Source organism: Sporosarcina sp. P32b (assembly GCF_002743335.1).
In the GTDB taxonomy this organism is placed as follows: domain Bacteria; phylum Bacillota; class Bacilli; order Bacillales_A; family Planococcaceae; genus Sporosarcina.
The window spans coordinates 176,352-203,198 of record NZ_PDZB01000001.1 but is presented as its reverse complement, the minus strand read 5'-3'; the positions used below and the strand labels follow the sequence as shown (position 1 = coordinate 203,198).

Annotated in this window: 32 protein-coding genes; all 32 read right to left on the bottom strand. The window is 40.0% G+C overall.

Annotated features, from left to right (window positions below; all coding sequences use genetic code 11):
• Nucleotides 1–62 precede the first annotated feature (62 nt).
• Nucleotides 63–950 (bottom strand): translation elongation factor Ts, encoded by an 888-nt coding sequence (tsf, locus tag CSV64_RS01010; RefSeq protein ID WP_099633191.1) that lies wholly within the window; start codon nucleotides 948–950, stop codon nucleotides 63–65.
• A gap of 98 nt (nucleotides 951–1,048) precedes the next feature.
• A complete protein-coding gene (gene rpsB, locus CSV64_RS01005) occupies nucleotides 1,049–1,786 on the bottom strand; it encodes a 30S ribosomal protein S2 (RefSeq protein ID WP_029053181.1) in 738 nt (245 codons plus the stop codon).
• 153 nt (nucleotides 1,787–1,939) lie between these two features.
• Nucleotides 1,940–2,452: a helix-turn-helix domain-containing protein gene (locus CSV64_RS01000; RefSeq protein ID WP_143565189.1), complete on the bottom strand. Its 513-nt coding sequence runs from the start codon at nucleotides 2,450–2,452 to the stop codon at nucleotides 1,940–1,942.
• Nucleotides 2,453–2,456: 4 nt separating this feature from the next.
• Nucleotides 2,457–2,744: an RNA polymerase subunit sigma gene (locus tag CSV64_RS16795; protein ID WP_233190379.1), complete on the bottom strand. Its 288-nt coding sequence runs from the start codon at nucleotides 2,742–2,744 to the stop codon at nucleotides 2,457–2,459.
• Nucleotides 2,741–3,517, bottom strand: a complete 777-nt coding sequence (locus CSV64_RS00990; protein ID WP_099633189.1) for a FliA/WhiG family RNA polymerase sigma factor — start codon at nucleotides 3,515–3,517, stop codon at nucleotides 2,741–2,743. The genes CSV64_RS16795 and CSV64_RS00990 overlap by 4 nt, the downstream gene beginning before the upstream one ends.
• Before the next feature lie 115 nt (nucleotides 3,518–3,632).
• On the bottom strand, nucleotides 3,633–4,127 hold the full coding sequence (locus CSV64_RS00985) for a chemotaxis protein CheD (RefSeq protein WP_099633188.1): 495 nt from the start codon (nucleotides 4,125–4,127) through the stop codon (nucleotides 3,633–3,635).
• On the bottom strand, nucleotides 4,128–4,760 hold the full coding sequence (locus tag CSV64_RS00980; RefSeq protein WP_099633187.1) for a chemotaxis protein CheC: 633 nt from the start codon (nucleotides 4,758–4,760) through the stop codon (nucleotides 4,128–4,130).
• Nucleotides 4,750–5,217: a chemotaxis protein CheW gene (locus CSV64_RS00975; RefSeq protein ID WP_099633186.1), complete on the bottom strand. Its 468-nt coding sequence runs from the start codon at nucleotides 5,215–5,217 to the stop codon at nucleotides 4,750–4,752. The genes CSV64_RS00980 and CSV64_RS00975 overlap by 11 nt, the downstream gene beginning before the upstream one ends.
• 13 nt (nucleotides 5,218–5,230) lie before the next feature.
• Nucleotides 5,231–7,300, bottom strand: a complete 2,070-nt coding sequence (locus CSV64_RS00970) for a chemotaxis protein CheA (protein WP_099633185.1) — start codon at nucleotides 7,298–7,300, stop codon at nucleotides 5,231–5,233.
• A 15-nt stretch (nucleotides 7,301–7,315) separates the two neighbouring features.
• Nucleotides 7,316–8,395, bottom strand: a complete 1,080-nt coding sequence (locus tag CSV64_RS00965) for a protein-glutamate methylesterase/protein-glutamine glutaminase (RefSeq protein WP_369823477.1) — start codon at nucleotides 8,393–8,395, stop codon at nucleotides 7,316–7,318.
• Nucleotides 8,396–8,447: 52 nt separating this feature from the next.
• Nucleotides 8,448–9,314: a MinD/ParA family protein gene (locus CSV64_RS00960; protein WP_099633183.1), complete on the bottom strand. Its 867-nt coding sequence runs from the start codon at nucleotides 9,312–9,314 to the stop codon at nucleotides 8,448–8,450.
• Nucleotides 9,307–10,422 (bottom strand): flagellar biosynthesis GTPase FlhF, encoded by a 1,116-nt coding sequence (gene flhF, locus CSV64_RS00955; protein ID WP_099633182.1) that lies wholly within the window; start codon nucleotides 10,420–10,422, stop codon nucleotides 9,307–9,309. The genes CSV64_RS00960 and flhF overlap by 8 nt, the downstream gene beginning before the upstream one ends.
• Nucleotides 10,422–12,452: a flagellar biosynthesis protein FlhA gene (gene flhA, locus CSV64_RS00950; protein WP_099633181.1), complete on the bottom strand. Its 2,031-nt coding sequence runs from the start codon at nucleotides 12,450–12,452 to the stop codon at nucleotides 10,422–10,424. Before flhA ends, flhF begins: the two co-directional genes overlap by 1 nt.
• 24 nt (nucleotides 12,453–12,476) lie before the next feature.
• On the bottom strand, nucleotides 12,477–13,568 hold the full coding sequence (gene flhB / locus CSV64_RS00945; RefSeq protein WP_099633180.1) for a flagellar biosynthesis protein FlhB: 1,092 nt from the start codon (nucleotides 13,566–13,568) through the stop codon (nucleotides 12,477–12,479).
• Complete coding sequence (fliR, locus tag CSV64_RS00940; protein ID WP_099633179.1) at nucleotides 13,561–14,337, bottom strand: flagellar biosynthetic protein FliR; 777 nt, start codon at nucleotides 14,335–14,337, stop codon at nucleotides 13,561–13,563. The genes flhB and fliR overlap by 8 nt, the downstream gene beginning before the upstream one ends.
• Before the next feature lie 4 nt (nucleotides 14,338–14,341).
• The gene (fliQ, locus tag CSV64_RS00935; protein WP_099633178.1) at nucleotides 14,342–14,611 is read right to left on the bottom strand and encodes a flagellar biosynthesis protein FliQ; all 270 of its coding nucleotides are present in this window, start codon (nucleotides 14,609–14,611) and stop codon (nucleotides 14,342–14,344) included.
• A gap of 12 nt (nucleotides 14,612–14,623) precedes the next feature.
• On the bottom strand, nucleotides 14,624–15,289 hold the full coding sequence (fliP, locus tag CSV64_RS00930; protein WP_029053195.1) for a flagellar type III secretion system pore protein FliP: 666 nt from the start codon (nucleotides 15,287–15,289) through the stop codon (nucleotides 14,624–14,626).
• Nucleotides 15,282–15,947 carry a flagellar biosynthetic protein FliO gene (locus CSV64_RS00925; RefSeq protein ID WP_099633177.1) on the bottom strand — a complete coding sequence of 222 codons (666 nt, stop codon included), beginning with the start codon at nucleotides 15,945–15,947 and terminating at the stop codon, nucleotides 15,282–15,284. Before CSV64_RS00925 ends, fliP begins: the two co-directional genes overlap by 8 nt.
• A 9-nt stretch (nucleotides 15,948–15,956) precedes the next feature.
• Entirely contained in the window at nucleotides 15,957–16,319 is a 363-nt protein-coding gene (locus CSV64_RS00920; protein WP_085133244.1) for a response regulator, read from the bottom strand.
• A 22-nt stretch (nucleotides 16,320–16,341) separates the two neighbouring features.
• The gene (gene fliY, locus CSV64_RS00915; protein ID WP_099633318.1) at nucleotides 16,342–17,520 is read right to left on the bottom strand and encodes a flagellar motor switch phosphatase FliY; all 1,179 of its coding nucleotides are present in this window, start codon (nucleotides 17,518–17,520) and stop codon (nucleotides 16,342–16,344) included.
• Nucleotides 17,513–18,514 (bottom strand): flagellar motor switch protein FliM, encoded by a 1,002-nt coding sequence (gene fliM / locus CSV64_RS00910; RefSeq protein ID WP_099633176.1) that lies wholly within the window; start codon nucleotides 18,512–18,514, stop codon nucleotides 17,513–17,515. The genes fliY and fliM overlap by 8 nt, the downstream gene beginning before the upstream one ends.
• Nucleotides 18,515–18,562: 48 nt before the next feature.
• The gene (gene fliL / locus CSV64_RS00905; protein WP_099633175.1) at nucleotides 18,563–18,994 is read right to left on the bottom strand and encodes a flagellar basal body-associated protein FliL; all 432 of its coding nucleotides are present in this window, start codon (nucleotides 18,992–18,994) and stop codon (nucleotides 18,563–18,565) included.
• Nucleotides 18,984–19,208, bottom strand: a complete 225-nt coding sequence (locus CSV64_RS00900; protein ID WP_099633174.1) for a flagellar FlbD family protein — start codon at nucleotides 19,206–19,208, stop codon at nucleotides 18,984–18,986. Before CSV64_RS00900 ends, fliL begins: the two co-directional genes overlap by 11 nt.
• A 54-nt stretch (nucleotides 19,209–19,262) precedes the next feature.
• Nucleotides 19,263–20,060: a flagellar basal body rod protein FlgG gene (flgG, locus tag CSV64_RS00895; protein WP_099633173.1), complete on the bottom strand. Its 798-nt coding sequence runs from the start codon at nucleotides 20,058–20,060 to the stop codon at nucleotides 19,263–19,265.
• Between the two features lie 85 nt (nucleotides 20,061–20,145).
• On the bottom strand, nucleotides 20,146–20,517 hold the full coding sequence (locus tag CSV64_RS00890; protein ID WP_099633172.1) for a TIGR02530 family flagellar biosynthesis protein: 372 nt from the start codon (nucleotides 20,515–20,517) through the stop codon (nucleotides 20,146–20,148).
• A gap of 17 nt (nucleotides 20,518–20,534) precedes the next feature.
• Complete coding sequence (gene flgD, locus CSV64_RS00885; protein ID WP_233190378.1) at nucleotides 20,535–21,224, bottom strand: flagellar hook assembly protein FlgD; 690 nt, start codon at nucleotides 21,222–21,224, stop codon at nucleotides 20,535–20,537.
• Nucleotides 21,225–21,227: 3 nt separating this feature from the next.
• Nucleotides 21,228–22,634, bottom strand: coding sequence for a flagellar hook-length control protein FliK (locus CSV64_RS00880; RefSeq protein ID WP_158232991.1), 1,407 nt, complete (start codon nucleotides 22,632–22,634; stop codon nucleotides 21,228–21,230).
• A 28-nt stretch (nucleotides 22,635–22,662) separates the two neighbouring features.
• Nucleotides 22,663–23,274 (bottom strand): MotE family protein, encoded by a 612-nt coding sequence (locus CSV64_RS00875; protein WP_099633170.1) that lies wholly within the window; start codon nucleotides 23,272–23,274, stop codon nucleotides 22,663–22,665.
• A gap of 1 nt (nucleotide 23,275) precedes the next feature.
• On the bottom strand, nucleotides 23,276–23,728 hold the full coding sequence (gene fliJ, locus CSV64_RS00870; RefSeq protein ID WP_099633169.1) for a flagellar export protein FliJ: 453 nt from the start codon (nucleotides 23,726–23,728) through the stop codon (nucleotides 23,276–23,278).
• On the bottom strand, nucleotides 23,725–25,059 hold the full coding sequence (gene fliI / locus CSV64_RS00865; protein ID WP_369823475.1) for a flagellar protein export ATPase FliI: 1,335 nt from the start codon (nucleotides 25,057–25,059) through the stop codon (nucleotides 23,725–23,727). Before fliI ends, fliJ begins: the two co-directional genes overlap by 4 nt.
• A gap of 2 nt (nucleotides 25,060–25,061) precedes the next feature.
• Nucleotides 25,062–25,835: a flagellar assembly protein FliH gene (fliH, locus tag CSV64_RS00860; RefSeq protein ID WP_158232990.1), complete on the bottom strand. Its 774-nt coding sequence runs from the start codon at nucleotides 25,833–25,835 to the stop codon at nucleotides 25,062–25,064.
• Nucleotides 25,828–26,841: a flagellar motor switch protein FliG gene (gene fliG / locus CSV64_RS00855; protein ID WP_099633166.1), complete on the bottom strand. Its 1,014-nt coding sequence runs from the start codon at nucleotides 26,839–26,841 to the stop codon at nucleotides 25,828–25,830. The genes fliH and fliG overlap by 8 nt, the downstream gene beginning before the upstream one ends.
• Between the last annotated feature and the right edge of the window lie 6 nt (nucleotides 26,842–26,847).

The window sequence follows — 26,847 nt, the reverse complement described above, 5'->3', positions numbered from 1 at the left end:
TTCCTATTCTCAAAAAAGAGGAACACATGATGGATGTGCCCCTCTGTACGATTGGATTATACTTAGTTACCTTTAACTTGGCTCATTACTTCGTCAGCAAAGTTATCTTCACGCTTTTCAATACCTTCGCCCACTTCATAACGAATGAACTCTACTAATGTTCCGCCAGTTGATTTCACGAAATCGCCAACTTTTTGATCAGAATTCTTAACGAATGCTTGATCCAAGACACAGATTTCCTCGAAATACTTTCCAAGGCGTCCTTCTACCATTTTCGCTACGATGTTTTCTGGCTTACCTTCGTTCAAAGCTTGCTCAGTCAATACGTTACGCTCTTTTTCTACTTCTTCAGCAGATACTTGGTCGCGTGAAATGTATTTAGGGTTCATTGCTGCGATATGCATTGCTACATCTTTCGCTGCATCAGAATCAGTTGAACCTTCAAGAACAGTCAACACAGCAATACGTCCGCCCATATGTAGGTATGGTCCGAAAGCGTCTTGATCTGTTTTCTCACGGATTTCAAAACGGCGAAGAGTAATTTTCTCTCCAATTTTAGCTACCGCGTTTGAAATATGCTCAGACACAGTTAAACCGTTGTCTAATTTCGCTGCGTTGGCTTCTTCTACTGAAGCAGGTTTCGTAGCAAGTAAAAACTCAGAGATTTCCTTAACAAGTGTTTGGAAGCCTTCGTTTTTCGCTACAAAGTCTGTCTCAGCATTTACTTCAAGAATAACTGCTTCGTTACCTTGAACTAAAATGTTTGCGACACCTTCAGCTGCAATACGATCTGCTTTCTTCGCTGCACTTGAAAGGCCTTTTTCACGCATATATTCCATTGCAGCGGCCATATCTCCGTCTACTTTAGTTAATGCTTTTTTGCAGTCCATCATACCTGCGCCTGTTTTTTCACGAAGTTCTTTAACCATTTGGGCTGTAATTGTTGCCATTTGAAAATTCCTCCTATTAGATATCATTTGAAGTTGCTTATTACTTTAAAAAGAGACGATAAGGGGTACGCCACTTATCGTCTCATCATTTACTCATTTCAGTCTGCAGTAACAGTTGCTGTTTCGTTTACTGTTTCAGCTACTTCGTCGTCTTCACCTTGACGGGATTCAATCAAAGCATCTGCCATTTTGCTTGTTAGTAAACGTACTGCGCGGATTGCATCGTCGTTCGCAGGAATGACATAGTCGATTTCGTCCGGATCACAGTTAGTATCAACGATTCCAACGAGTGGAATATTCAATTTGATTGCTTCAGCTACCGCGATACGCTCTTTACGTGGATCCACGATAAAGATTACATCTGGCAAGCCTTTCATGTCACGGATACCGCCTAGGAATTTCACAAGACGTTCGTGTTCTTTATTTAATTGAGAAACTTCTTTTTTAGGAAGTACGTCAAACGTGCCATCCTCTTCCATTTTCTCAATAGCTTTCATACGCGCTACACGCTTTTGAATAGTACCGAAGTTAGTCAATGTTCCACCCAACCAACGTTGGTTGATATAGTACATTCCAGCACGTTCTGCTTCTTCTTTGATTGCTTCTTGTGCTTGTTTCTTCGTACCTACGAAAAGAACTTTACCACCATCAGCACCGACTTGGCGCATGAAGTTGTAAGCTTCCTCTAATTTTTTGACCGTTTTTTGAAGGTCAATGATGTAGATGCCGTTACGCTCCACGAAGATATATTTCTTCATTTTTGGGTTCCAACGACGTGTTTGGTGTCCGAAATGTACACCAGCTTCTAGCAATTGTTTCATTGAGATTACTGACATGTTTAATTCCTCCTATTGGTTTTTTATCCTCCGCGTACTTCCAGCGAATAAGTGACCATAATGGCACCCACTCATTCATCCGCACGCGTGTGTAGTAATACCATCTATTAAATTAACACAATTCTACGTTGTTTGCAACTACTGTGTATAATTTTAGTCGAATTTTATTATCAATTCAATTTCTGTCTTACCTTTATTCAACTCTCTTGCAATTTCTTCTATTGATTTACCTTCTGCATAGAGCTGTTTTGCTTTTTCTTTGTCGTCAAGTGATTTAGGGGGTAATTCTGCGTTCTTTTCTTTTTCATTCTTTTCGATCGCCACCGTTTTCTGGTAGGAACGCAAAGCAAAATGAACAGGAACCGGATGCAACCTCGGTCTCGGATCAGGCATTTCAGAAGCTTCTGGTATTGATTGCTCTTGCGGCGCAGAGTCAGTAGTTTCTTTCACTTGAGCATTCGATCGTTGATTCAGTTGATGAATTAAACGGTCGTTTTCCTCTCTAATTTCTTCTAGATAAGCTAATACGGATTGATCCATTTCTTTCATCAGTCGTTGTTGCTTTGTCTCCAGATTATTGAATTTCGATATTTTCAAGTACAGCAATGTTAGTAGCATAAATCCAATGATTTGTAAGATGAACAAAAGAGCTAGTAATATTCCCATGATATTATCCGCTATAATCAACATACGAACCTTTAAATGGGTGCTTGGCTTGCTGTCGTTCTTTCTCTTGTTTTTGTTGGGACTCATCGCTTGGTTGCTGATCATCTCCATCCAATTTTGCGTATGGTGATGATTCCAAAACGGTTTCCTTACTTTTTAACGCTTGCTTTTCTGTTTGCATATTGGCACTGTCCTGAGCATGTTGAGACTGTTGCTGCTTTTGCTCTGCTATTTTACCTGCCTCAAATGTTTTCGGGATTGCAATTTGAAGTTCAATCGCTTTCAAACTCATAAAATCCCTCCATCTGTAATTTCAGCCGCCAGCAGCGACCGTAACTTAAATAATGCTTTTGAATGTATTTGTGAGATCCTTGATGTAGATAAGCTTAAAATTTCTCCGATTTCTGTTAGCGTCATATCTTCTTGATAAAATAAACTGAGTACCAATTGTTCATTTTCATTTAGTTCTTTAATTTTTGTTATCAAGTCTTCAATTAATTCGCCTTTGACCGCTTGTTGTTCAGGTGTTTTCGTTTGTTCATCCTGTAACACGAATGTTTGATCGTGATCATCTTCATCATTCATTTTTTCATCGATGGACAATACATTAGCAAAATACTGTTCATGCACGGTTTGATAAACTTGATCCGTTGTAATGCCTAAATGATCAGCTACTTCCTCAGGTGTAACTGTTCTCAAGTATGACTGTTCAAGTTTACTAATTTCCTCGTCCATTTTCTTGGTTTTTTCTCTCGAAGAGCGTGATAACCAATCTTCTTTTCGTAAACCGTCTATAATCGTACCCCGAATTCGGAATGAGGCATACGTGTCAAATTTCAAATCACGTGATGGATCAAATTTTGTTAACGCGTCGAAAAGTCCTTGATAGCCGAGAGATTTGATTTCATCACGGGATACGTTTTTCGGCAGTCCAGCACTGATTCGTTGAACGTGATAATTCACAAGAGGTGTATACATTCGAACTAGCGTATCACCTGCATCAGGGTCACGATTTTCAATCCATAACTTCCACTGATACCGTTCAGTTACATCTTGATTTGTCATCGAATTCACGCCTTTCCTGTCAGGTTCCTTGTACCGATATCATCTCTTATGTATAAGTATAGCAAATCGCAATAGATAAAGGCGACTAATGCATTAGCCGCCTTCGTTTGCACTGTTAAATTTCCTGTGTTCCAGCATTGACGGTACGAACAGATAGGATACTCGTATCAGGATCAAATTCAATTGTACGTCCGCTTGATCCGCCTGTATCTTCTGCAACAATCGGAATCGAATATCTTTTCAATTCTTTTTTTACCGCTTCTACATTGCGTGGACCGATACGAATCGTATCATTTGAACCGAACTGAAACATTTGCGCTCCGCCAGCAATTTTTGCTTTAATGCTGAAAGGTCTAACTCCTTGTGATTTCAAAAGTTCCAACATAGCGTGAATGCCTGTATCTGCGAATTTTGCCACATTCAGTTTTGTCGATTTACCCAACTCACTGTCAGGTAACATAACATGCACCATGCCCGCGATTTTTTTCGAAGAATCATATAGTACTACACCAACACACGAACCCAGTCCTGATGTGCGTATCGTATGAGGGGATTTAGCAATATTCATATCCGCTATCCCTACGCGCACTACCGTTTGAACGCTTGCCATCTATAAGACACCCAACGAACTGAATATTGTGCGGTAAGATTGCGGGTCGGGTAACAAGAAGAAATGCCCCGCTAAACTCGACATTCCCTGTTCGCCCTCTTGTAATATTTCCGTTTCAATGACGATTACTTCATCACTGTACTGAGAAACTTCGATCAGGCCGAAGCTAACAATGGCACCCACCATATCAATACTTAATGAAGGTACAGTTGGGTAGATATTTAAGGAAGTGAAATCAGAAAGTGCAGATAAATAAGAACCTGACAATATATTTCCCAACTCCTGTAGCGCAGAAGCACCCATTCCCAAATCCCCTACATCGTTAATACTAAATGCTACATCACCCGTCAGTTTACGAATAAATTGTGTTGCAGATTCAATAGTCAGTACGAAGAACATGGTGCCGGTCACTTCACCTTCTATACGCAAAAAGATACCCGCTACCACTTTTTCAGTGCCGCCTGCTAAATCAAACATTTCATCAAATGTAACGAGTTCGACTTTAGGTACACGCATGTCAATTTTCTGACCTAGCAACTGAGATAAAGAAGTTGCAGCATGCGCTGCGCCAATATTCCCGATTTCCTTTAAGACATCCAGATGCATTTCGGTGATGTCATTTTTAGAATCCATCCGTATTCCCCTTCTTTATTGGTTGCAGTACTTTTTCCAAATTCAACATGACTAACAATCGCTTACCAACTTTCGCCACTCCAGAAATGAATTCTGATTCTACAGAACCCACCACTTCCGGTTGAGGGCCTATTGCGCTCGTTGGAACATCCATCACATCATTGGCATCATCTACAATTAAACCGACCTCTGAACCCGCATGCGAAACAATAATAATGCAACTTGTTTCATCAAATTCTTTATACTCCATATCAAAACGTTCACGTAAGTCCACTACCGGTGTCACTACACCACGTAAATTTAATACCCCCTTTACATAAGAAGGCATACGGGGAACTCGTGTAATCGATAGCGATTTCTCGATGGATTCTACAACGTCAAGTCCAATCGCATATTCCTTATTCATCAATTGAAAGACGATCACTTTCATTTCGTTTACTTCTGCTGCTTTTGTCATGTCATCACCTCGATTATTTAATCAATGCATTACAGTCAACAATTAATGCAACTTGACCGTTTCCTAAAATTGTCGCGCCTGAAATCGCAAAGACATTCTGCAAGTATTCGCCGAGTGATTTCAGCACGATTTCCTGTTGACCAATAAATGAATCTACGACTAACCCAGCTAAACTTTCACCTTTACGAACGATGACGATCGATTGAAACTCATCTTCTTCATTGCTTCTATTTTTCATTTCGAATATATCTTTTAAGTCCACCAACGGCACAATTGTTCCACGGAAATCGATTACTGGCTGATTATGCGCATTTAAAATATCAGACTTTTGAATAATGGCAGTTTCGATTATAGACGACAATGGGATTGCATAAATTTCTTTATCCAACTCTACTAACATAACCGAAATAATAGAAAGAGTAAGAGGTAACTGAACCTGGAATAACGAACCCTTTCCTTCAGTAGAATCAATCGAAATATGTCCGCCAAGAGATTCGATTGTGTTTTTCACAACATCCAGACCCACACCACGACCTGATACGTCGGTAATAGAAGCCGCAGTTGAAAATCCTGAGGCTAATATCAATTCCGCTACTTGTTTATTCGTCAAAGAATCGGCAGCTTCAGGACTGATAATTCCCCTTTCAATTGCTTTACCCACTACGCGTTCGCGGTTCACACCCGCTCCATCATCTTCTAGCTCGATAAATACATGGTTACCTGAATGATAGGCGCGCAATGTTACAGTTCCAATCTCTGGCTTGCCATTCGCAATGCGCTCCTCCGGCATTTCGATACCGTGATCTAAAGCATTTCGAATCAAATGCACGAGGGGATCTCCTATTTCGTCAATTACGGTTCGGTCCAACTCTGTTTCAGCGCCGACAATCTCCAAATCAATTTTCTTATTCAGATCACGCGCCAATTGCCGAACCATTTTTGGGAATCTATTGAAGACTGTTTCTACAGGTACCATTCGCATGTTCAAAATGATGTTTTGTAAATCTCCTGATACCCGTGTCATTCTTTCAACGGATTCATTCAATTCAGGGTTATGCAATTCACTGGCAATAGATTGAAGGCGTCCACGATCAATGACAAGTTCTTCAAATAAGTTCATTAAAATATCTAGTCGGTCAATATTCACTCGAATGGTTTTATTAGAATTGGAAGATGTGGCCTTTTTTGTTTTTACAGCTTCCTTAGGTACTTCTTTAGTTGTCGCAACTTCCGCAACAGGTACGATTATCGTTTCCACGACTTCCGGTTCTGGATCTTTTGTATTCAATGCAGCTTGTTTATACTTTTGCACGTATTCATCCGTAATGTATGTAATATGTACATCTTCTATTTCAGAAACTTTTAGGACTTTTGCCTTTAGATCTTCGGCGTCTTCTTGAGTCAATAGAACAATCGTAAACTTTTGATCGAAATCTTCATTTTCTAATTGTTCTACTGTAGGAACGGTTTTTATGACTTCGCCTGACTTTTCCAAAATCTCAAACGTCATAAATACGCGAGCTACTTTTAACAAGCAATCCTCACGTAATGTAACTGTGATTTCTAAAGCATTAAAGCCTTGTTCAGCAGATTGGGAAATAACCGTCAATTCAAACTCATCATAATGAATTCCCGTCGAAGTTACGACTTCAATGAAAGGTTCCTCAGTTGTCGCTGCAGGCTCAGTTACTAAATCAAGTGGTTGTCCGGCTTCTATTCGATTAAGAGTGTCCACTAACTTGCTGACGTCTTTCTTTCCGTTACCACCTGATTCGATATCTTGTACCATTAATTCAAGATCATCCACTGCTTCAAATACTACGTCTAATATTTCTGTTGTAACACTGATTTTTGAGTTTCGAATTGCATCAAGGACGTTCTCCATTTTATGTGTTAAATCTGCAATATCTTCATATCCCATTGTCGCTGACATTCCTTTAAGGGTATGTGCAGCCCTAAATACTTCATTGACAATGGCCAGGTCATCAGGATTATTCTCTAACGCTAGCAACTGTTCACTACAAGCTTGCAAGTGTTCTTTACTTTCTTCGATGAACATATCCAAATATTGACTTACATCCATTGTAAAGCCCCCTAGTTACTTCAAATTTCCTATTATCGCATTTGCGATTTGTTGTACATCTTTAATTTCGTCGCTGAGGCCTGCATCAATTATAGCTTTGGGCATTCCATATACAACGGACGTATTTTTAGATTCCGCTATAGTAATCGTTTTACATGAAGTACGCAATAGTTCCATGCCTTCTTTACCGTCATACCCCATACCTGTCATGATTGCCGTTACATATTCTAGTTCTTTATGTGTTGCCGCTGATTCTAACAACACGTTTACTGCCGGGCGATGTCCAGAACGAGGTGCCTCGTCTCCATCCAATACAATTTGATAGCCTGTTCTCGATTTCTCAAACTTCAGATGCAAGCCGCCTGGCGCAATATAAGCCGTTCCATTTTCAATTAGCTCTCCATGTTCAGCCTCTTTGACGACTATTTCACTCAAACCATTCAGTCGTTCTGCTAATGATTTGGTGAATCCAGGTGGCATATGTTGGACAATTAGAATCGGGTATTGGAATTCCGCCGGAAACCTAGTAATAACTTCTTGCAAGGCCCTTGGTCCACCAGTCGATGTACCTATTATAACAAACTTTTTAGCAATAAGTGTCTTTTTTTTAGGTATGCTTACTGTTTGTATTGGAAATATCGAAGCACTTCTGCTTTCATTCGCTTGGTTTTGGTTGCTCGTTGTTGTTGTATAACGTTTTTGTGTCATTGTTATTTGACGCGTAAGTGTTTGAATTACTACATTTGATGCAGCAAACACTTTCTCAACAATTTCTTTTTCGATTTCATGAAGATTCAATGAAATCGCACCACCAGGCTTTGCTATCACGTCGACAGCTCCGTATTCTATTGCCAGAACTGCATTCTCTGTATTATGTTTTGTCGTACTCGATAAAATCACTACAGGGACTGGCATTTGATCCATAATGAACTTTAAAGCTTCCAGTCCATTCATCACAGGCATTTCAATGTCCATTGTAAGAACATCTGGCTGAAGATCGCGCACTTTTTCTACTGCATCTTTACCATTTCTAGCGATGCCGATGACTTCCATCATGGGGTGTTTATTTAACATATCCGAGATTAGCTTCCGCATAAAAGCTGAGTCGTCTACTACGAGAATTCGTTTTTTCTTTGCGGTAATCAAATTACACACGCCCCTTCAGAAAAACGCCTTTGATTTTGTCTATGAATCCAGAGCTTTCAATAGTAGTACTTGGTTTATTATTGTGTAAAAATGTATCAGTTATCGCCATCATTCGCTTACTAACTTTTGCATTGGGATATAATTTGACGAAAGGAACCTGTGCTATGACCGCATTCCGCACATGAATATCGTCTGGCAAAAAACCTAAAATGCTCGTTTCCATGGATAAAAACTTTCTAATCGCTAACTGAAGACGTGCGACAGAATCACGCCCATCTTGCTCTTTAAGAACACGGTTACTGACTATGTGAATCGTTTTATTCGTATCTTGCAGACAAATGAACTTGATCATTGAATACGCGTCCGTAATAGAGGTAGGCTCTGGTGTCGCAATTAAAATAACCTCGTCCATCGCTAAGATCAAATCAATTGAACTCTTCGTCGCTCCTGCACCCATATCGAATAAAATGACATCATATTCCGTCTGCAATACAGAAAACGCTTCAATCAATCGGTCAAACATTTGTCCCGACCACTCCACTACATTTTCCAGTCCAGAACCACCTGCAATAAACGCAAGATTTTCTTCGATGGGAGTTACGACTTTCTGTAACTGTTGTTGGTCAGTCAAATAATCTTTTAGATGATACGTGGGTGTAGCCCCAAATAATATATGAATATTTCCCATCCCAATATCCATATCGACAATTAATACTTTCTTTCCTTTCGCTACAAGTGCGTATGAGAAATTAGCAGTGAAGTTCGATTTACCTACTCCACCTTTACCACTGATGACAGCAATTGAGCGAGCTACTTGTCTTTGACTATTCATCATTTTTAGTCGCAGTGCTTCAGCCTGATCATGCACGTGAATCACCTACTAATAGAAGATCTACTATCTTTTCCAAACTGGCTTCTGTTAAATCTTCCGGTACCTCTTGCCCATCGGTGATGTAGGATACGCCTATTCCGTATTTCAGCATTAAATTAATAATTGACCCAACCGAATTGGTTTCATCTGTTTTGGTAAATATAAATTTTTTAATTGGAAACTGATCAAATTGTCTGATGATCGTATCCATATCCTGTTCTTTTGACGTCGTAGATAACACAAGAAATGTTTCCATATCTAATGAAAAGTCAATGAGCTTTGATAAATCATCGACAAATTTTGCTTCTTTATAATTCCGTCCTGCTGTATCGATAAATATGAGATCGAGATCTTTCAACTTTTCGATCGCTATACGAAAATCTTCTTCGTTATAAGCAATTTCAACTGGCGCCTGAAGCAAATTGGCGTATGTACGCAATTGTTCAATGGCCGCAATTCGATACGTATCAGTCGTAATAAAACCGACTTTCTTTTTTTCTTCCAACAATGCACGTGCAGCGATTTTCGCAATGGTCGTTGTTTTCCCCACACCAGTCGGACCAAGTACATTAATAAACTTTTTCTGATAAGAAATTCCACCAAAAGGTATGTCGCCAAGACGATCACTAAACCATGCTCTAATCAATTCCATTTGCTGTTCTTCAGTAAAATCGATTTTATCTTGCTTCATTCGACTGTAAACTAGATTGCCGATTTCCATGATATATTCGTTTGCCAGACCTTGCGTCTGTAACTTCTTCAATATGGGTAGTAGTTCATCAGGATATTTTTCAAATGTATGATCCACTTGCTGTATATCTTTCAGCATTTGCTTGATCTCTCGCATTTCTCGTTGCATACGTTCAACAGACTCTGGTTCCGCAACAGGCGGTTGCACAGAACGAACTTGTGATTCATATGTACGCCCAGCATTCGTTTTATCATAGCTTGCGACAACTTCTACTGAACGTTTACGAAAGAGACCAAGAAACCCTTTTGTTTTTGTGACATTTGAACTAAGGATGACAGCGTCTTCTCCAAAATCTTCACGGACTTTCCTCATAGCTTCAACCATAGTAGATGCTGTATACTTTTTCATTTTCATTAAATATCCACCACCCCTACACTTTGGACTTCCACTGATGCTTCCAATTCATTATAAGACAGTATAGGTATCTGTGGGAAATACCGCTCCGTTATTTGACGTAAGTACATACGAATGGCAGGTGAACATAAAATTACAGGTGATTGGTCAAGCATAGCTACCCGTTCGACTTCTTGCGCAATTCGTTCCAAGATTGTTTGAGATTGTGATGGATCAATGGAAAGAAAATTCCCTTGTTCAGTTTGTTGGATACTATCTGCAATGAGTTTCTCTACTTTACCAGAGACTGTTAGTACTTTTAACGCGCCATTACCTACAACAAATTGACCAGTAATCTGACGTGCCAGTGATTGTCTGGCGTATTCTGTTAGTACATCTACATCGGACGTGTACTTGGAGTAATCTGCAAGCGTCTCAAAAATGATGGGTAAATTGCGAACCGAAACTTGTTCATTCAATAATTTAGCAAGCACTTTTTGTATTTCGCCTATTGACAATGGAGTCGGCGTAAGTTCATCGACCAAAATTGGATATGTTTCATGTACGTGATCTACTAGTTGCTTGGTTTCCTGACGTCCAAGTAAATCGGAAGCATTTGCACGAATAACTTCAGTCAAGTGTGTAGATACAACACTTGGTGGATCCACTACTGTGTAACCCATGATTTCTGCTTCTTCTTTCGTTTCCTCTGTAATCCATTTCGCCGGCAACCCAAACGAAGGTTCTACAGTATCTATTCCTTCTATTAAATCTTCGCCGCCGGGACTCATAGCTAGATAGTGGTCTAGCAAAAGTTCTCCCCTAGCCATTTCATTTCCCTTAATTTTGATTCGATACTCATTTGGTTGTAATTGAATATTGTCACGGATACGAACAACTGGAATGACGAGTCCAAGTTCTATCGCTAACTGCCGACGAATCATAACGACTCGATCCAGTAAATCCCCTCCCTGCGTTGCATCTACAAGTGGGATAAGGCCATAGCCGAATTCAAACTCAATTGGATCCACATTCAAGAGGTCAACGACATTTTCTGGCCGTTTTAACCCTTCAGCCTCTACATTTTCTTCCATCTCTAATAATTCATCTGGATCTTCATCTTCTTTACGTGACATCATAAACGCACCAATTGCCAGTGCACCCGCTATCGGAATGGTTAATATGTCATTAATCGGTGTGGCAAGGCCCAGTAAAAAAATTGTAATGGATGCTACATAAAGTAATTTAGGCTGACCTAGTAATTGATTCGTAATGTCTGTCCCTAAGTTTCCTTCTGATGCAGCTCGTGTAACTACGATACCTGTTGCCGTGGAAATTAGAAGTGCTGGTATTTGTGAAACAATACCATCCCCGACAGTAAGTGTAGAAAATTGAAGTGCTGCTTCCGCAAACGGCAATCCCATCTGCACGACACCAATAATCATGCCAACCAATAAGTTGATCATAACAATAATGATCCCGGCAATAGCATCCCCTTTAACGAATTTGGTCGCACCATCCATTGCACCATAGAAATCAGCTTCGTTACTTACTTTTTCACGACGTGTTCGGGCTTCTACATCTGAAATCATACCTGCGTTTAAGTCGGCATCAATACTCATTTGCTTACCTGGCATAGCATCGAGAGTAAAACGTGCAGCAACTTCGGAAACACGCTCCGAGCCTTTCGTTATTACAATAAACTGAATGATGATCAAAATAACAAAAACTACGAGTCCCACAATAATATTTCCACCAGTAACGAATGTACCAAATGTATCAACTACTCCACCTGCATTACCTTCTGAAAGAATCGCACGTGTTGTAGAAACGTTAAGACCTAGACGGAATAATGTGAGTAATAATAATAACGATGGAAAGATAGAGAATTGCAATGCTTCCTGCATATTCATCGCAGTCAGTAAAACCATTAACCCAAGTGTAATATTAATAATAATCAAGAAACTTAATAACCAAGGTGGTAACGGGATGACAAGCATCGCTATGATCATAATAACCGCCGCGAGTACTCCTATATCTTTAAACTGCATGCCACCCCTACTTTCTTATTTAACTTATATTTTCTTTTGAATGCGATATACATAGGCTAGAATTTCTGCAATTGCTTTAAAGAACTGCTCAGGTATTCGATCACCAATTTCTACTTCGTCATACATAGCACGTGCTAAAGGTCGATTTTCTACCATCACAATGTCGTGTTCAGCCGCAATCATTTTAATTTTTTGTGCGACAAAATCTGCACCTTTTCCAACGACAATTGGTGAATCCATCTGATCTTCATCATACTTTAACGCAATGGCAAAGTGAGTAGGATTGGTAATCACAACATCTGCTTCAGGTATCTCCTGCATCATCCGGCGCATTGCCATTTCACGCTGACGCTGTCTAATGCGGGACTTGATCAGCGGATCCCCATCCATATTTTTACTTTCATCTTTAATATCTTGTTTAGACATTTTTAGATTTTTTTCATAGTCAAATTTCTGATAAAGAAAATCCAAGATGGAAATGAATAATAATACTAGTGACGCGATAATCCCCATCATTCCGACTAATTTTGCAACAGTCACGAGTGTGACTTGCGGTGTTTTAAATGCCAAGTCGAGCACTTGTCCTAGATTACTCCATACAATAAGTGTTGTAACGGTTCCAATAAACGAAATTTTTAATATGGATTTTAATAACTCTACAATTGCACGAATAGAAAAAATTCGCTTTAATCCTTTAATTGGATCTATTTTCTTTAAATCAAACTTTAACGTCTCTGCAGTAAATAAGAGACCAAACTGTAGCAGGTTCGCTGCAATACTCGCAATAACTGCGATCAACATTATCGGCAATAATATGATTGCCATTTGTTTAATAACGCTTATGTATACTAACATGACTTGTTCTTCATCCAGCGACTTGATAGGAATAAGATGAGTAAAGGATTCTCGGAAAAACACGAAGAAATTATCCCTCATAAAACCTGCGGAAAAGAACATAAATGTAAAAATAGAGAACAGTACAATTGCAGCTGTTACGTCTTGACTCTTTAGTACTTGCCCTTTCTTTCTGGAATCTTCCCGCTTTTTCGGGGTAGCTTTTTCCGTCTTCTCACCGGCAAAAAATTGTAAATTCAGCCTTAGTAACAAGTTAGCCACCTCCAAGCAGTATCATCAGATTTCTCATCGTTACAATCATAATTTCAAACATTTTCTTCATTACGACTATGAAGACACTAGACATTGTCACGATTACCAAGAAACTAACGCCAATTTTAATTGGAAATCCAACTACAAAAATATTCAGTTGTGGCACAGCACGAGCGGTTATACCGAGTGCCAAATCGACCAGGAATAACGTAGCTACGACTGGAATCGCCATTTGAAACGCAATCGCAAAGGATTTGGCGAAGGTCAAGACGATAAATTCTGCCATATTAGGACTACCAAAAGGTGGCCACATAGCCGTGATGGGTACAAATTCATAGCTATAAAATATCCCATCCAAAAGCAAATGATGGCCATTTACAACTAATAATAATAACATCGCTAGCGAATTAAGAAATTGTCCAAGCAATGGTGACTGCGCGCCCGTTTGAGGATCAATGACGTTCGCAATGGCAAAGCCCATTTGAAAGTCAATAAATCCACCAGCCACTTGAATAGCCGACATAATAATAAAAGCGGCAATGCCGATTGATAAGCCGACTACCGCTTCTTTAAGTACAAGTAATATGTATTGACCATCGATCTCAATTTCTGGCATCGTAATAGAGTAAGACATCATCCATGCCAATATTGCCCCGAATAGTAGCCGTTGCGTAGCAGGGATGGTCTTGTAAGAGAATAATGGCAGTGTCACGAAGAATGAGGTAACACGAGTAAGGATAAGTAAAAATGCGGGTAAGGATGGAATAAGTTCATTCATTTAATCACCCAACATACCTGGAGAGATTGGAAAAGATTTCGCTGGCATAGCCGGTAACATAAGATAACATCCAAGGCCCAAAAAATATGATAGCAACCATAACCGCTACGATTTTTGGTACGAATGCCAATGTCTGTTCTTGGATTTGTGTAGTTGCCTGAAATATACTCACGGCAAGTCCTGTCACTAAAGCTACGATTAGGAGAGGTCCTGATGCAAGGAGAATAACCCAAACTGACCGTTCTGCAATGGATATAACAAATTCACTCGTCATTCAAATTCCTCCCTAAAAGCTTTGTAGCAATGACTGGATAATGAGATACCAACCGTCTACTAGAACAAATAATAATATCTTGAACGGTAATGAAATCATAACGGGTGGAAGCATCATCATCCCCATAGACATTAGCACACTAGCAACGATCATATCAATAACGAGAAAAGGAATAAAAATCATAAAACCCATTTGAAATGCAGTCTTAATTTCACTGAGTGCAAACGCTGGCACCATCATAGTAAGCGGAATATCTTCAATTGTATCCGGTCGCTCCATCTGGTTATACCGCATGAATAACTCCAAATCTTTCTGCCTAGTATGTTGACTCATGAATTCTTTGAATGGCACACTGGCCCGCTCGTATGCCTCGTCCAAACTGATTTCTTCATCAAACAATGGTGTCAATGCTTCTTCATTCACTTGAGATAACACCGGTGACATGATGAAGAACGTCAGAAATAATGCTAATCCAACCAACACTTGGTTGGGAGGCATTTGCTGTGTAGCTAGCGCCGTCCGTACAAATGACAACACTATGATAATCCTAGCAAACGAAGTCATTAGGATTAAAATTGCTGGTGCAAGTGATAATACCGTTAGTAATAGCAACATCTTAATGGAAGTAGAGACATTGGTGGGATCACTGTCGGAAAACGTGTCCAGAAAATCAACCATCGCGGTCGCTCTCCTTCCGATTTAAACGTTTTAACTGTTCTTTGCGCTCAGTTTTGATTTCGTCCATTTTGGTAGAAAACAATTGACTGAAAGTGGCTTCTTCTGATGGTGAGTGTTCAGCCTTTGAGAAAAACCGTGTATACAGTTGTGAAAGTATACCTTTTTGAACTTCATTGCCTTGGTCATAACGTGCAAGTAGTTCAGCAATTTCATCAGGATCTTCTATTTCTCTTAATAGTTGTACATTTTCACCAACACCTACTACGAAATAATGGTTACCCATTTTCACTAGTTGAATAGACTTATTTTGACCTAACGGAACACCACCCATATTCGTCATAAGTCGATTAGAGTCGAAATTTCTATTGCGTTTGTTCATGAAGCGTAGTAACCACACGAGCAAACCAATTACAAATGCAAAAGCAAAAAGAGTTCTTATGTAATCTTTTGCTGTAAGTCCTTTAGGTTCGTCCAATTCATTATTTGTCACTAATTTATTATCATTCTCAGCAACCGGAGCTTTCTCTTCGCAATCTTTATCTCTTCCAATACAGTCTGATACGCTGACATCAGGATCAGTTTCTGCATGTGCAAATGGTGTGATAGTAAAGCACAGAACGAATAGTAGTAAATACTGAGTTACTTGTTTTACATTCATATGCTGCTCTTAGCTCAGCGCTTTGTCGATTGCTTCAATCACACGGTCAGCCTGGAATGGTTTAACGATAAAGTCCTTTGCTCCTGCTTGGATCGCATCGATTACCATTGCCTGTTGCCCCATTGCAGAACACATGATGATGGTCGCAGATGGGTGCGTACTTTTAATTGCTTTTAATGCTGCAATTCCATCCATTTCAGGCATCGTAATATCCATTGTAACCAAGTCTGGTTTCAATTCATTATATTTTTCAATGGCTTGAGCACCATCTGCTGCCTCTCCTACTACTTCATAATTATTCTTTGTTAAGATATCCTTGATCATCATGCGCATAAATGCCGCGTCATCTACTACTAAAATTCGTTTTCCCATTCATATTCCCTCCAAGTTTCTTCTATCGTAAATTGTTTAATCGATCCATTTGACTTAATATATCCGTAATGCGGACTCCGAAGTTTTCGTCAATGACTACTACTTCCCCTTTTGCAATATAGCGATTATTGACTAATATATCGACAGGCTCCCCTGCCAATTTATCCAGTTCAATAATGGAACCACCAGACATTTCGAGTATTTCTTTAACAGAACGCTTCGTACGTCCTAATTCTACTGTTACTTGAAGTGGTATATCAAGTAGTAAATTTAAATTATTTGATTCTTCCTTATTCAAAGTAGGCGCTTGGAAACTCGCAAACTCTGCTTGCTGGACATGCACTGGAGCTTGCGTCTGACGTGGTACTGCAGTTTGTTGCATGGGTGGTGCTTGATATACAGGTTGCTGTTGTTGCATTGGCGCAGGATCCGGTGTATATGCAGGCTCAGGTTCCGAATATTGGGGTTCCGGTGGACTCGGTGGTACTTCTGTCATAGTGGCCGCTTCTTCTTCTCCCATTAATGTAGATACCAATTTTTTACCGAACTCCAGTGGGAACAATTGCATAATATCAGAATCAATCAATTCGCCAACTTTCAAATTGAATGACACGCGGATTAATAAATTATGCGCTGGAATATTTTCGGTTCCCTGATCTATTTGTATATTCATTAAATCAATAGTGGGCGGTGAAATATCTACTTTTTTATTAAAAATGGTAGACATCGAAGTCGCTGAAGACCCCATCATTTGATTCATTGCTTCTTGTACTGCACTCAAATGGATTTCACTTAACTCTTGATTAGGAGCTGTTCCGTCGCCTCCAAGCATTAAGTCTGCAATGATTGCCGCGTCACTTTGTTTAATTACTAACAGATTGACACCACTTAATCCTTCTGTATATTCAACCTTGATGGCTACATACGGATGGACGAAATCATCCTCCAAGTTATCCCGTTGGATCAGAGATAGTTTGGGTGTTGTGATTTCTACTTTTTGTCCCAGTAAAGCGGAAAGGGCAGTTGCAGAACTACCGAATGAAATATTACCTACTTCACCTAATGCATCTTGCTCCATTTCGGTCAAGTAATCACTAATATCGATAGTTTCAGGTTCAGGTTCATCTGCTTGGGCAGGTTCTAATGTTTCACCCCGTAACAACGCTTCAATTTCTTCCTGTGAGAGAATATTATCACTCATCATCGTCATCCTCTCCCGTATTCAATATTTCCAGTATTTGAACAGCCATACGATTTCGTAACTTCCCTGGCTGTGCTGTGAATTTAGGCTTATCTCCTATCCTGATCGTTAAAGGCTCCTCAATACTTGTATTCAATGAAATTACATCCCCAAGCTGCAAATGCAGGAAATCTTCAATAGATATTTCGCCTTTCCCAAGGTCAGCAACTATAGGGAGTGTTGCATTTTTAATACGTCTTTCCAATTGTATGCTTTGCTCAGCGGTTGGTTCTTTTTTATTTGTCTGCATCCAGTACTGCACAGAGAGGTTTGGAATAATTGGTTCCAATACAACGTGAGGGATACACATATTGATCATCCCGCTAGATTCACCAATCATAATATTAAATGAAATAACGATTACGGTTTCGTTAGGTGAAATCATTTGAAGAAACTGAGGATTGACTTCCATCTCTGTTAAATATGGATCTATATCAATTAGCCCTGACCAAGCTTCCCGTAAGCTGTCAAACGAACGTTCAAACAAATTTGTCAAAATCTTCGTTTCAATCTCTGTCATATTATCCGTTTTTCCTGAACTCGATCCAAAGCCACCCATGAGTCGCTCCAACATGGAATAGGCAACATTCGGATTGACTTCCATCAAAATATTCCCTTCAAGAGGGGATACATCAAATATATTGATCAATGTCATATTGGGTATCGAGCTAATGAACTCTTCAAATGGAATCTGATCTACCGACATCACATTAATTTGTACATACGTACGTAGTTGCGCTGAGAAGTACGTCGTCAGTAGTCTAGCAAAGTTTTCATGGATCCTAGTCAAACTTCGAATTTGGTCTTTAGAGAAACGAAGTGCACGCTTAAAGTCATAGACACGTACTTTTCTTGTTTCTTCTTCCTTCTTCATTTCTTCTGCTGACATTTCACCCGTCGATAAAGCAGACAGCAGCGCATCTATTTCATTTTGGGACAATACGTCTCCCGACATAGACCCACCTCCCATAGCACATACATCTCTAGTAGATCATTTTAGCCGTCACTGGATGATATAAGAGACAATATACACCTTCTGTATTTCACCATCTTGCATTAGCTCGTTCAGCTTTGCTTTTATGGTATCTTCAAATTGCTGTTTCCCCGCTTTTCCTTCAAGATCTTTCGCTGTCATTTCAGACAGTTCTTGAATCGCTAGGTTCTTCACTTGAAAGTCACGTTTTGTCAATTCTTCTGCTGCCTTTTTACTATCTGTCTGGATTTTCAGTGACACACGGACAAAATTACGACCAGACAAGTTCGTTGTGATTTCTTCCATATCTACGGACGACTCAATTATTTCATCTATTGAAGGTGCTTTTTCTTCTCCGTCACTGTCTTTATTGAAATTCAATATCAATACGACCGCCACGACACCGATTAATGTAATACTCACTAAAATAATTAGTGAAATCGTCAATAATTTATTCTTCATCTTCTTCATCACCCCGGATATGCGGATTGGATAGCAGCTGGACCGCTTGATAAAATTCAATGATTCGGTTATTTACTTCTTCAGCTGAATCAAGAACGACATACTTTGATCCAGTCGTCAACGTGATCGTCGTATCTGGAAACGACTCGACTCTCTCTATGTACAATGCGTTTAACGTGAAAGTCGTACGATTCAATCTTGTCACTTTAATCATATGTAAGGGGCCAGGCCAAGGCCGGCCCGACCCTCCTTCTCAAACTATGCTATGTTATCGCTTCAAGTTTACTAGTTCTTGTAAAATCTCATCTGACGTAGTAATGATCCGCGTATTGGCTTGGAAACCGCGTTGTGCAACGATCATTTCTGTGAATTCTTCGGATAGGTCTACGTTGGACATTTCTAGGGAGCCGGATTTGATAGCACCACGGCCATCTACTAATGGTGCCCCTGTTCCATCTTCTGCAACTCCTGAGTTAGCACTTTCCTGGTACAAGTTGCCACCTATTTTTGTTAAACCACCTGGATTTGAGAATTTTGCTAATGCCACTACATCTTCACCCTCTAAAACACCATTCAGTACATATTTAACTATTCCATCTTGCCCTATTGAAAGTGATGTCGCTTCTAGCGGAACTTCGATAGGCCCCCCACCCTCTGCCGAAAGATATCTTCCATCTCCATCCACAATATTTCCATCTTTATCGAGATAAAAATTTCCTGCACGAGTATATAGTTTTTCACCATTTCCATCCTCAACTACAAAAAAACCGTCACCTTCAATAGCTAAATCTAGAGTGTTTCCTGTGAATTGTGTAGAACCCGGACTGTGCATTGTATCAATAGCTGCTATTTGCGAACCTAATCCCACTTGTTTAGGATTCACTCCACCTCTCGTATCTCCGGGTCCAGTAGCCCCCGCCACAGTCTGAGAATACAAATCCTTAAAAACCGTACGCCCTTTCTTAAAGCCGTACGTATTTACGTTAGCAATATTGTTACCAATTACATCTAGTTTCGTTTGGAAGTTCTTTAGGCCAGAAATCCCTGAGTACATTGAGCGAATCATAATAAAGTTTCCCCTCTCGGTTTTAGAGTGCACCGCGTCATTCAGTCGACGGTGCGGTTGGCATCCTGTTAAGGTCCTGCCGAATTTAGCTGAGTAATATCGTGCCATCAATATTTGTAAACAGTTGATCTTTCGCTTCCATGCGGTTCATCGCGGTGATGACGGTTGAGTTTTTCGCACTGACTATGAGTGCGGCTTGATCAGTCAACACAAGTGAGTCACGAATTCCCTTCCTTTTCGCCTCATCCACTTTTTCTGAGATACGCGCCCATTCTACGTCGGTCATTTGAATTCCACGTTCTTGCATCCGGTCGTTAGCATGTTTACTAATCTTTAATTTCTCTGGCTGTGTTGCTTGCTGTAAGTGTTCAAGAAATGACTGCTTTGATTGTGCTGGTATCTGTCCTTGGCGTATGAGTGGCGGTGATGGAATGCGATGGGCATCGATCTTGTTCATGACATCGCTCCATTCAATTATTCACTAATAGTTGTAAATTGATTACCTTCGATTTTTGTACCGTCTTGTAATACGTAATGAAGACTACCTTCTTTATTTGTAACTGATACAACTTTACCTGTACGTTCGTCTTCGCCTTCCATATAGCCTACCGTCTTACCAATCAGCATACTCGCCTGAACTAGACTATTTGGTTGACCACCTGCACCCGAGCCTGAAGTAGATCCGTTCCCCATTACTTCAGAAATATTTCCAGGTGATAATTCCTTACCATCCGCCATCGTGAAGATGACCGAACCGTCAATATACTTGATCGACTGTATAACACCAGTACCTTCATTAATAATCGGCTTATCGTCTTCACCTTTTTTATCTGAAACTTCATGCCAACGTATTTCTTTTCCCACAAAGCTATTGTACTGAATTAACTGACTCTGATTTTGTGAATCTGCGAATTTCTCAAACGCCTTTGCTAGATTCATTGTTTGTTCCAATGATGAAAACTGTGCCATCTGAGCGACAAACTCGGTATCCTTCATCGGGTTGGTTGGATCTTGGTTTGCCATCTGAGCAATTAAGATTTTCATAAATGCGTCTTTCCCCATCGTATCGGGTCCAGTCTTGCGCTGGTCGCGTTGCTTATTAACTAAATACATCGAATCTGTAATTGCATTTTTCGTTGTTGTGGAATTTGTTCCTTCTGGCAATATTTACACCTCCAGTTCAATCATGAATTCTTGGAATGTTTGTTCCTGTTCATCTGGTGTTTCATTTTGTTCGGTAGCTTGTTCTTTTTGTTGCTGATTTTGTTTATTAAATGCCTGTTCCCGATCACTCTTTGAAGGATCTTGTAGCGTTTGTGATAAATCGATCCGTTCTACTTGTAAGTTCTGTTGTGTGAAAGCTTGGCGCAACTGATGCATTTGGCTGTCGAGCATTTCACGCGCCATCGCAGTAGATGCTAAAATCCTTGCAGTCATAACACCATTCACTTCCAAAAGTTCAACACGTATTTGTCCAAGATGTTCTGGATATAATTTAATTGAAATCCGATTCATTCCATTTGTTTGACCGAAATTCGCCCTGTTTAGTACTGCTTGGAATTCCCGCATCAATGCCTCACTTCGGCTCTCCGGTACTTTCTCTGTAGCATTCATTTGGAAGACCGGTCTTGTTTCATTCTGCGTAGCGGCTAAAACTGGAGTTACAGTTTCATTTGGCTTCGACTGTTGATCTTGTTGCTTTGTATCCGCGGCAGATTGTTCTGTCATGAACCGAACGATATGCTGCATTGTCGGTGGAATTTGTAAAGGTTGCTTCACTTCAGGTTGAACAATCTTTTGTTCCAGTTGACCTGCAAATTGTGAAAGAATTGGCTTGATCGTTTCTACAAGATCTATCTGTTTTGTAAATAAATCCATTTTAGGTGCCGCTAGTTCAATTGCTTTAAGCAATACCGTTAATTCCACTGTTACTTTAGGTAGTATTTTCTCAATCGCAGCTTGAACTTTTTCAGTAGGTAATTTCTGTAGTACATCGAGCATGAACCAGATATCCCCTGTAGTTGCCATCTGATCAAGCTGTTCTTTGGTCATACCAACATCTTCTAGGACGTTTGTAATCGTTTCTACTAGTTTATCAGGTTTTTCACTAATAAGATGTGCTAATTGTTGCAGACTAGGGAACTCCTGCAAGTTTGGTAGATCCGTTAACCTTAATTCAGCATCTTCACTTAACTCTACTGGTTTATTTTGGAGCTGGTCTCCTTCTAGTATTCCTGAAAGCAACGTTTTAACAGCTACATCATTTTCCGTAATATCCCGAAGCATTCCTGAATCTTTTAAAAAACCGGCAACAGCTGTTGACTTAACAGGCCGCTCTAACTCTTTAAGGAATCCTTCTAGCTCTTCCAAAGAGCCAGCGTTTAGAACATCACCAAGTAATTCGGTTAACTCTTGTTCCGTATCTATTAACTTGATTGCAACAGGCAAAGCTGTAGCAGACATAAGATCTTGGAACACACTACCAAATCCTTTCCCTTCAACATTCGCTGTTGAAGCGGATGAATTCATAGGCATGCTTGGTGCACCAATGTTCATTAGTAGTCCTAAATTCACTATTTCACCTCCCTCATACACTATTGTACTACTTCGTGAGCATAGAAGTATATTTTGCGGCATCTTCAGGGGACATTTTCTCTAGTATAGATGCTAAAGTAGCGGGCTTTAGACTAGATAATATTTGAACAGCTTCCGCGTCTCCCATTTTCGTAATGACAGGAGCTGAGGATTTGGCTGACATTTGCTCGTACGTTGTGACAATTTCTTTGAAATCACGTGTAGATTCACTTTGCGCAAGTTTTAATTTCTCGATTTCTTCATTCAGCTTTTCTTTCTCTATTACAAGTGTTTCGTTCGAATCTTTTACTTGTGTGAGTTCATCTTGAACTTCAAATAACTGCGCTTCTTTTTCTTGAATCTCTGCTTGAAGAGAAATGACACGTTCCTCCAATATTAGATCTCCCTCGACCTTTTCATCCGTTTCTTTTTGTTCAAGGAATGGAACTTTTGATGTCCACTCCTTCGCCTGATCAAAGACATTGACATCAGCTACTTTGGCTATAATCAGAACGACAGCCGTTGTGAACATAAGAGGGATGATGATCCACGCGAGCAATATTTGGAAAAAGCCAATAGACTTTTTGCTTTGCCTATCCACTGATTCTCCAACCACTCTTTTCTTTTTCAACTTAGCCACTTTACCACCCGTCTTCTCTTGAACGAAACTTCATCGTCGATAGCTCGTCAATTCGATTTGTCTCTACGTGTTCCATTTCAGCATCATATTGTTCTTTTCCAATTTCTTTCATCTTCTCAAACTTTTTCACTTCAATATTCTTGTCTAATAATTGAGATTCATACCAATTCATTTTCGTTCGGGATTTCATTACTTCTTGCTGAATATGGTCAATCGTCAAATCAAGTGTGTTTATGAATCGAGAATAGCTGTGCAAATCATCAATGGAAAAACCTGTAGTCATTCGTTGTTGCTGTTCTTCCAAGATATTTTCTTTCTTTTTCATCTGGTCATACAATTGTGTTGCGATCTTTTCAAATTCTTCGATTGCTTCTTTATAAGCCATTTCTGTTTCATCACGTTCTTGTTCACGTAAATTCAGCACTTTATCAAAACGATAAAGGAATGAAGTCATCTGCGCTCTCCTCCTCCAGAAGCTAACGCGATCATTTCATTTACCGTATCTTCCAATTGGATATTCTCATTAAATTTTTGTTTTAGAAAATCGGTAATGATTGGCTCATATTCAATCGCTTCGTCAATTTCACGAGACGTCCCTTTTTTATATGCACCAATATTAATTAAATCCTCGGATTTGTCGTAGGCATAATACAGTTCGCGTAATTTCGCGGCTGCCTTCAAATGTTCAGGATCTGCAATATGATTCATCAGACGACTGACACTTTTCAAAATATTGATTGCAGGGTACTGACCTTTATTGGCAAGTGTACGGTCCAAGACTATATGACCGTCTAGAATACCTCGAACAGCATCCGCTATAGGCTCATTCATATCGTCACCGTCAACTAGCACGGTATAGAATGCAGTAATGGCTCCTTTTTCATTAGTTCCGCTACGTTCCAAAAGCTTAGGTAAAATAGCGAAAACAGAAGGAGTATATCCCCGTGTTGCTGGTGGTTCTCCAACCGCCAGACCAATCTCACGCTGTGCCATGGCTACACGTGTGACTGAATCCATCATCAACATCACGTTCAGTCCTTTATCCCTGAAGTATTCTGCAATGGCCGTTGCTGTCATAGCGCCTTTAATTCGCATAAGTGCCGGCTGATCAGAAGTGGCCGCTACTACAATTGTTTTCTTAAGACCTTCTGGACCCAAGTCTCTGTCGATAAATTCACGTACTTCACGGCCACGTTCACCTATTAGGGCAATCACGTTAATATCCGCTTCCGTATTGCGTGCGATCATCCCTAATAATGTACTCTTGCCGACACCGGATCCCGCGAAAATACCTACACGTTGACCGCTACCTACCGTTAACATGCCATCGATGGCTTTCACACCTACAGCTAACTTGTCATTAATTGTAGGTCGTGTCAAAACGTTCGGTGGACTGTTTTCTGTACGAACAGTTGCCAAGCCTTTAGGCAATGCACTTGAATCAATAGGCTTACCTAAAGAATCGAGGACTTGTCCTAATAAATTCATGCCTACTTTTACTTCAAGTGGCTTGCCAAGAGTTTCAACTAGACAGCCACTTGATATATTGCGTATATCCGTGTAAGGCATCAGCATGACAATCTCTTCCCTAAAACCTACAACCTCTGCTTGAATTAGAGAGCGTCCTCCTTCAGGAACGTTCAAATGGATAAAACATACATCTCCAATCGATGACTCAGGACCTTTGGATTCAATTAGCAATCCAACAACCCGTATTACCCGACCATATTTTTTAAAGGTGTTGATATTTGGAATGATTGGAATTAAATCTTCGGCTTTTTTCACATTCACACACCATCTTCCATAATTTTCACCAATTGTTCTTTCAGTTCATTCAGTTGCTCATCTACACTCACTACGATTCGGCCATGGTTCGTTTCGATAAAACAATCTGTTGCATTGAAATCTTCATTGACAAAAATAAGGAATGGAGTTTCTGGCGGAAATATTGAAGCTAGCTCAGAGCGATGTGTCGTTACCATTTTAAACTGTTCAGTTGGTACGAATAATTTTATCTCTTTGCTCTCCTGTGCTTCCTTAATCCCTTTCCTTACGATGGATAAATACGCCTCATCATCTGCTTCTATCACTTTATTAATTATTCGTTCTGCTGAGTGCATTCCAATATCTAAAATCACCCGTTCTTGATTTATTAAATATTGCGTAGCATTCTCATAAGATAATGTAGTAATTTCGTTCGCAGACTCTATCATTTCACTCATTTCCGCGATTGCCTTATTGCGTCCATCGTCGAATCCGACTTGAAACCCTTCGTCATATGCTTGTTGTTGCAGTTCTTCTTTTTCACTTGCCCAAGCCGCATGCATCGATTCGATATCCGCCGCCGCTTGTTCCAATCGCTGTTGAATTTCAGTATCTATAATATTCTTTCGTTGCTCTATCTCCTGCAATAAGCGATTGCGCTCCATAAACATCATGCCTGTGCTCACTGGCTCTTCCGCTTCATCAGTTGGTTCCACCGACTGCAAGTTGCGTATTGATATCGCTTTTGTCGGACTTTGATTCATTATAGTTCGCTCGGAACGAAACAGATTAGACAATGATGTCATCTCCTCCACCACGCGCTATGATGATTTCTCCCGCATCTTCAAGTCTACGGATGATTCCTACGATTCGAGACTGTGCTTCCTCCACGTCACGCAGTCGCACAGGTCCCATTACATCCATTTCTTCTTTGAATGATTCTGCCATACGTTGTGACATGTTTTTGAATAGTATATCTTTTACTTCTTCACTAGACACTTTCATCGCTAAAATCAAATCTTCATTTTCACAATCACGTATGACGCGTTGAATTGATCGGTTATCCAATGTGATAATATCTTCGAAGACAAACATTCTTTTCCGGATTTCTTCAGCAAGCTCAGGATCTTGAATTTCAAGAGCATCGAGAATTGTTTTCTCTGTCGAACGATCTACACCATTTAACACTTCAACTACCGCGTCTACGCCGCCTGTTTCGGTAAAGTCTTGAGTTACAGTAGATGATAATTTTCGTTCAAGTACTGCTTCGATCTCACTGATTACTTCAGGAGAAGTCGATTCCATTGTAGCTATTCGTTTTGCAATATCCGCTTGCGTTTCTTGTGGAAGCTGTGACAGGATTAATCCTGCTTGTTCCGCCTCCAAATAAGATAAAATTAATGCAATTGTCTGTGGGTGTTCATTTTGGATAAAGTTTAGTATTTGTGAAGGTTCTGCACGTCTAGCGAAATCAAACGGTCGCACTTGTAGGGAAGATGTCAGACGGTTAATAATTGCTTGGGCATGTTCTTTTCCGAGTGCTTTTTCAAGTACTGTCTTGGCATAGCCAATACCACCTTGAGAAATGTAATCCTGTGCAAGAGCGATATGATGAAACTCTTCAATAATCTCTTCTTTTACTGAGGATTCTACTTTTTTCACACCTGAAATCTCCAACGTCAGTTGCTCGATCTCCTCTTCATTCAAATGCTTATAGACTGAGGCTGAGACTTCAGGACCCAATGAGATAAGCAGAAGGGCAGCTTTTTGTTTCCCTGACATGTCTTTGTTTTTCTTAACCAACTAAAC

What these genes read in the sequence shown, in the direction of transcription:
- tsf (WP_099633191.1), bottom strand. Translation starts at nt 950, where the DNA reads ATGGCAACAATTACAGCCCAAATGGTTAAAGAACTTCGTGAAAAAACA.
- rpsB (WP_029053181.1), bottom strand. Translation starts at nt 1,786, where the DNA reads ATGTCAGTAATCTCAATGAAACAATTGCTAGAAGCTGGTGTACATTTC.
- CSV64_RS01000 (WP_143565189.1), bottom strand. Translation starts at nt 2,452, where the DNA reads ATGGGAATATTACTAGCTCTTTTGTTCATCTTACAAATCATTGGATTT.
- CSV64_RS16795 (WP_233190379.1), bottom strand. Translation starts at nt 2,744, where the DNA reads ATGAGTTTGAAAGCGATTGAACTTCAAATTGCAATCCCGAAAACATTT.
- CSV64_RS00990 (WP_099633189.1), bottom strand. Translation starts at nt 3,517, where the DNA reads ATGACAAATCAAGATGTAACTGAACGGTATCAGTGGAAGTTATGGATT.
- CSV64_RS00985 (WP_099633188.1), bottom strand. Translation starts at nt 4,127, where the DNA reads ATGGCAAGCGTTCAAACGGTAGTGCGCGTAGGGATAGCGGATATGAAT.
- CSV64_RS00980 (WP_099633187.1), bottom strand. Translation starts at nt 4,760, where the DNA reads ATGGATTCTAAAAATGACATCACCGAAATGCATCTGGATGTCTTAAAG.
- CSV64_RS00975 (WP_099633186.1), bottom strand. Translation starts at nt 5,217, where the DNA reads ATGACAAAAGCAGCAGAAGTAAACGAAATGAAAGTGATCGTCTTTCAA.
- CSV64_RS00970 (WP_099633185.1), bottom strand. Translation starts at nt 7,300, where the DNA reads ATGGATGTAAGTCAATATTTGGATATGTTCATCGAAGAAAGTAAAGAA.
- CSV64_RS00965 (WP_369823477.1), bottom strand. Translation starts at nt 8,395, where the DNA reads ATGCGGAAGCTAATCTCGGATATGTTAAATAAACACCCCATGATGGAA.
- flhF (WP_099633182.1), bottom strand. Translation starts at nt 10,422, where the DNA reads ATGAAAATGAAAAAGTATACAGCATCTACTATGGTTGAAGCTATGAGG.
- flhA (WP_099633181.1), bottom strand. Translation starts at nt 12,452, where the DNA reads ATGCAGTTTAAAGATATAGGAGTACTCGCGGCGGTTATTATGATCATA.
- fliR (WP_099633179.1), bottom strand. Translation starts at nt 14,337, where the DNA reads ATGAATGAACTTATTCCATCCTTACCCGCATTTTTACTTATCCTTACT.
- fliQ (WP_099633178.1), bottom strand. Translation starts at nt 14,611, where the DNA reads ATGACGAGTGAATTTGTTATATCCATTGCAGAACGGTCAGTTTGGGTT.
- fliP (WP_029053195.1), bottom strand. Translation starts at nt 15,289, where the DNA reads ATGGTTGATTTTCTGGACACGTTTTCCGACAGTGATCCCACCAATGTC.
- CSV64_RS00925 (WP_099633177.1), bottom strand. Translation starts at nt 15,947, where the DNA reads ATGAATGTAAAACAAGTAACTCAGTATTTACTACTATTCGTTCTGTGC.
- CSV64_RS00920 (WP_085133244.1), bottom strand. Translation starts at nt 16,319, where the DNA reads ATGGGAAAACGAATTTTAGTAGTAGATGACGCGGCATTTATGCGCATG.
- fliY (WP_099633318.1), bottom strand. Translation starts at nt 17,520, where the DNA reads ATGAGTGATAATATTCTCTCACAGGAAGAAATTGAAGCGTTGTTACGG.
- fliM (WP_099633176.1), bottom strand. Translation starts at nt 18,514, where the DNA reads ATGTCGGGAGACGTATTGTCCCAAAATGAAATAGATGCGCTGCTGTCT.
- fliL (WP_099633175.1), bottom strand. Translation starts at nt 18,994, where the DNA reads ATGAAGAATAAATTATTGACGATTTCACTAATTATTTTAGTGAGTATT.
- CSV64_RS00900 (WP_099633174.1), bottom strand. Translation starts at nt 19,208, where the DNA reads ATGATTAAAGTGACAAGATTGAATCGTACGACTTTCACGTTAAACGCA.
- flgG (WP_099633173.1), bottom strand. Translation starts at nt 20,060, where the DNA reads ATGATTCGCTCAATGTACTCAGGGATTTCTGGCCTAAAGAACTTCCAA.
- CSV64_RS00890 (WP_099633172.1), bottom strand. Translation starts at nt 20,517, where the DNA reads ATGAACAAGATCGATGCCCATCGCATTCCATCACCGCCACTCATACGC.
- fliJ (WP_099633169.1), bottom strand. Translation starts at nt 23,728, where the DNA reads ATGACTTCATTCCTTTATCGTTTTGATAAAGTGCTGAATTTACGTGAA.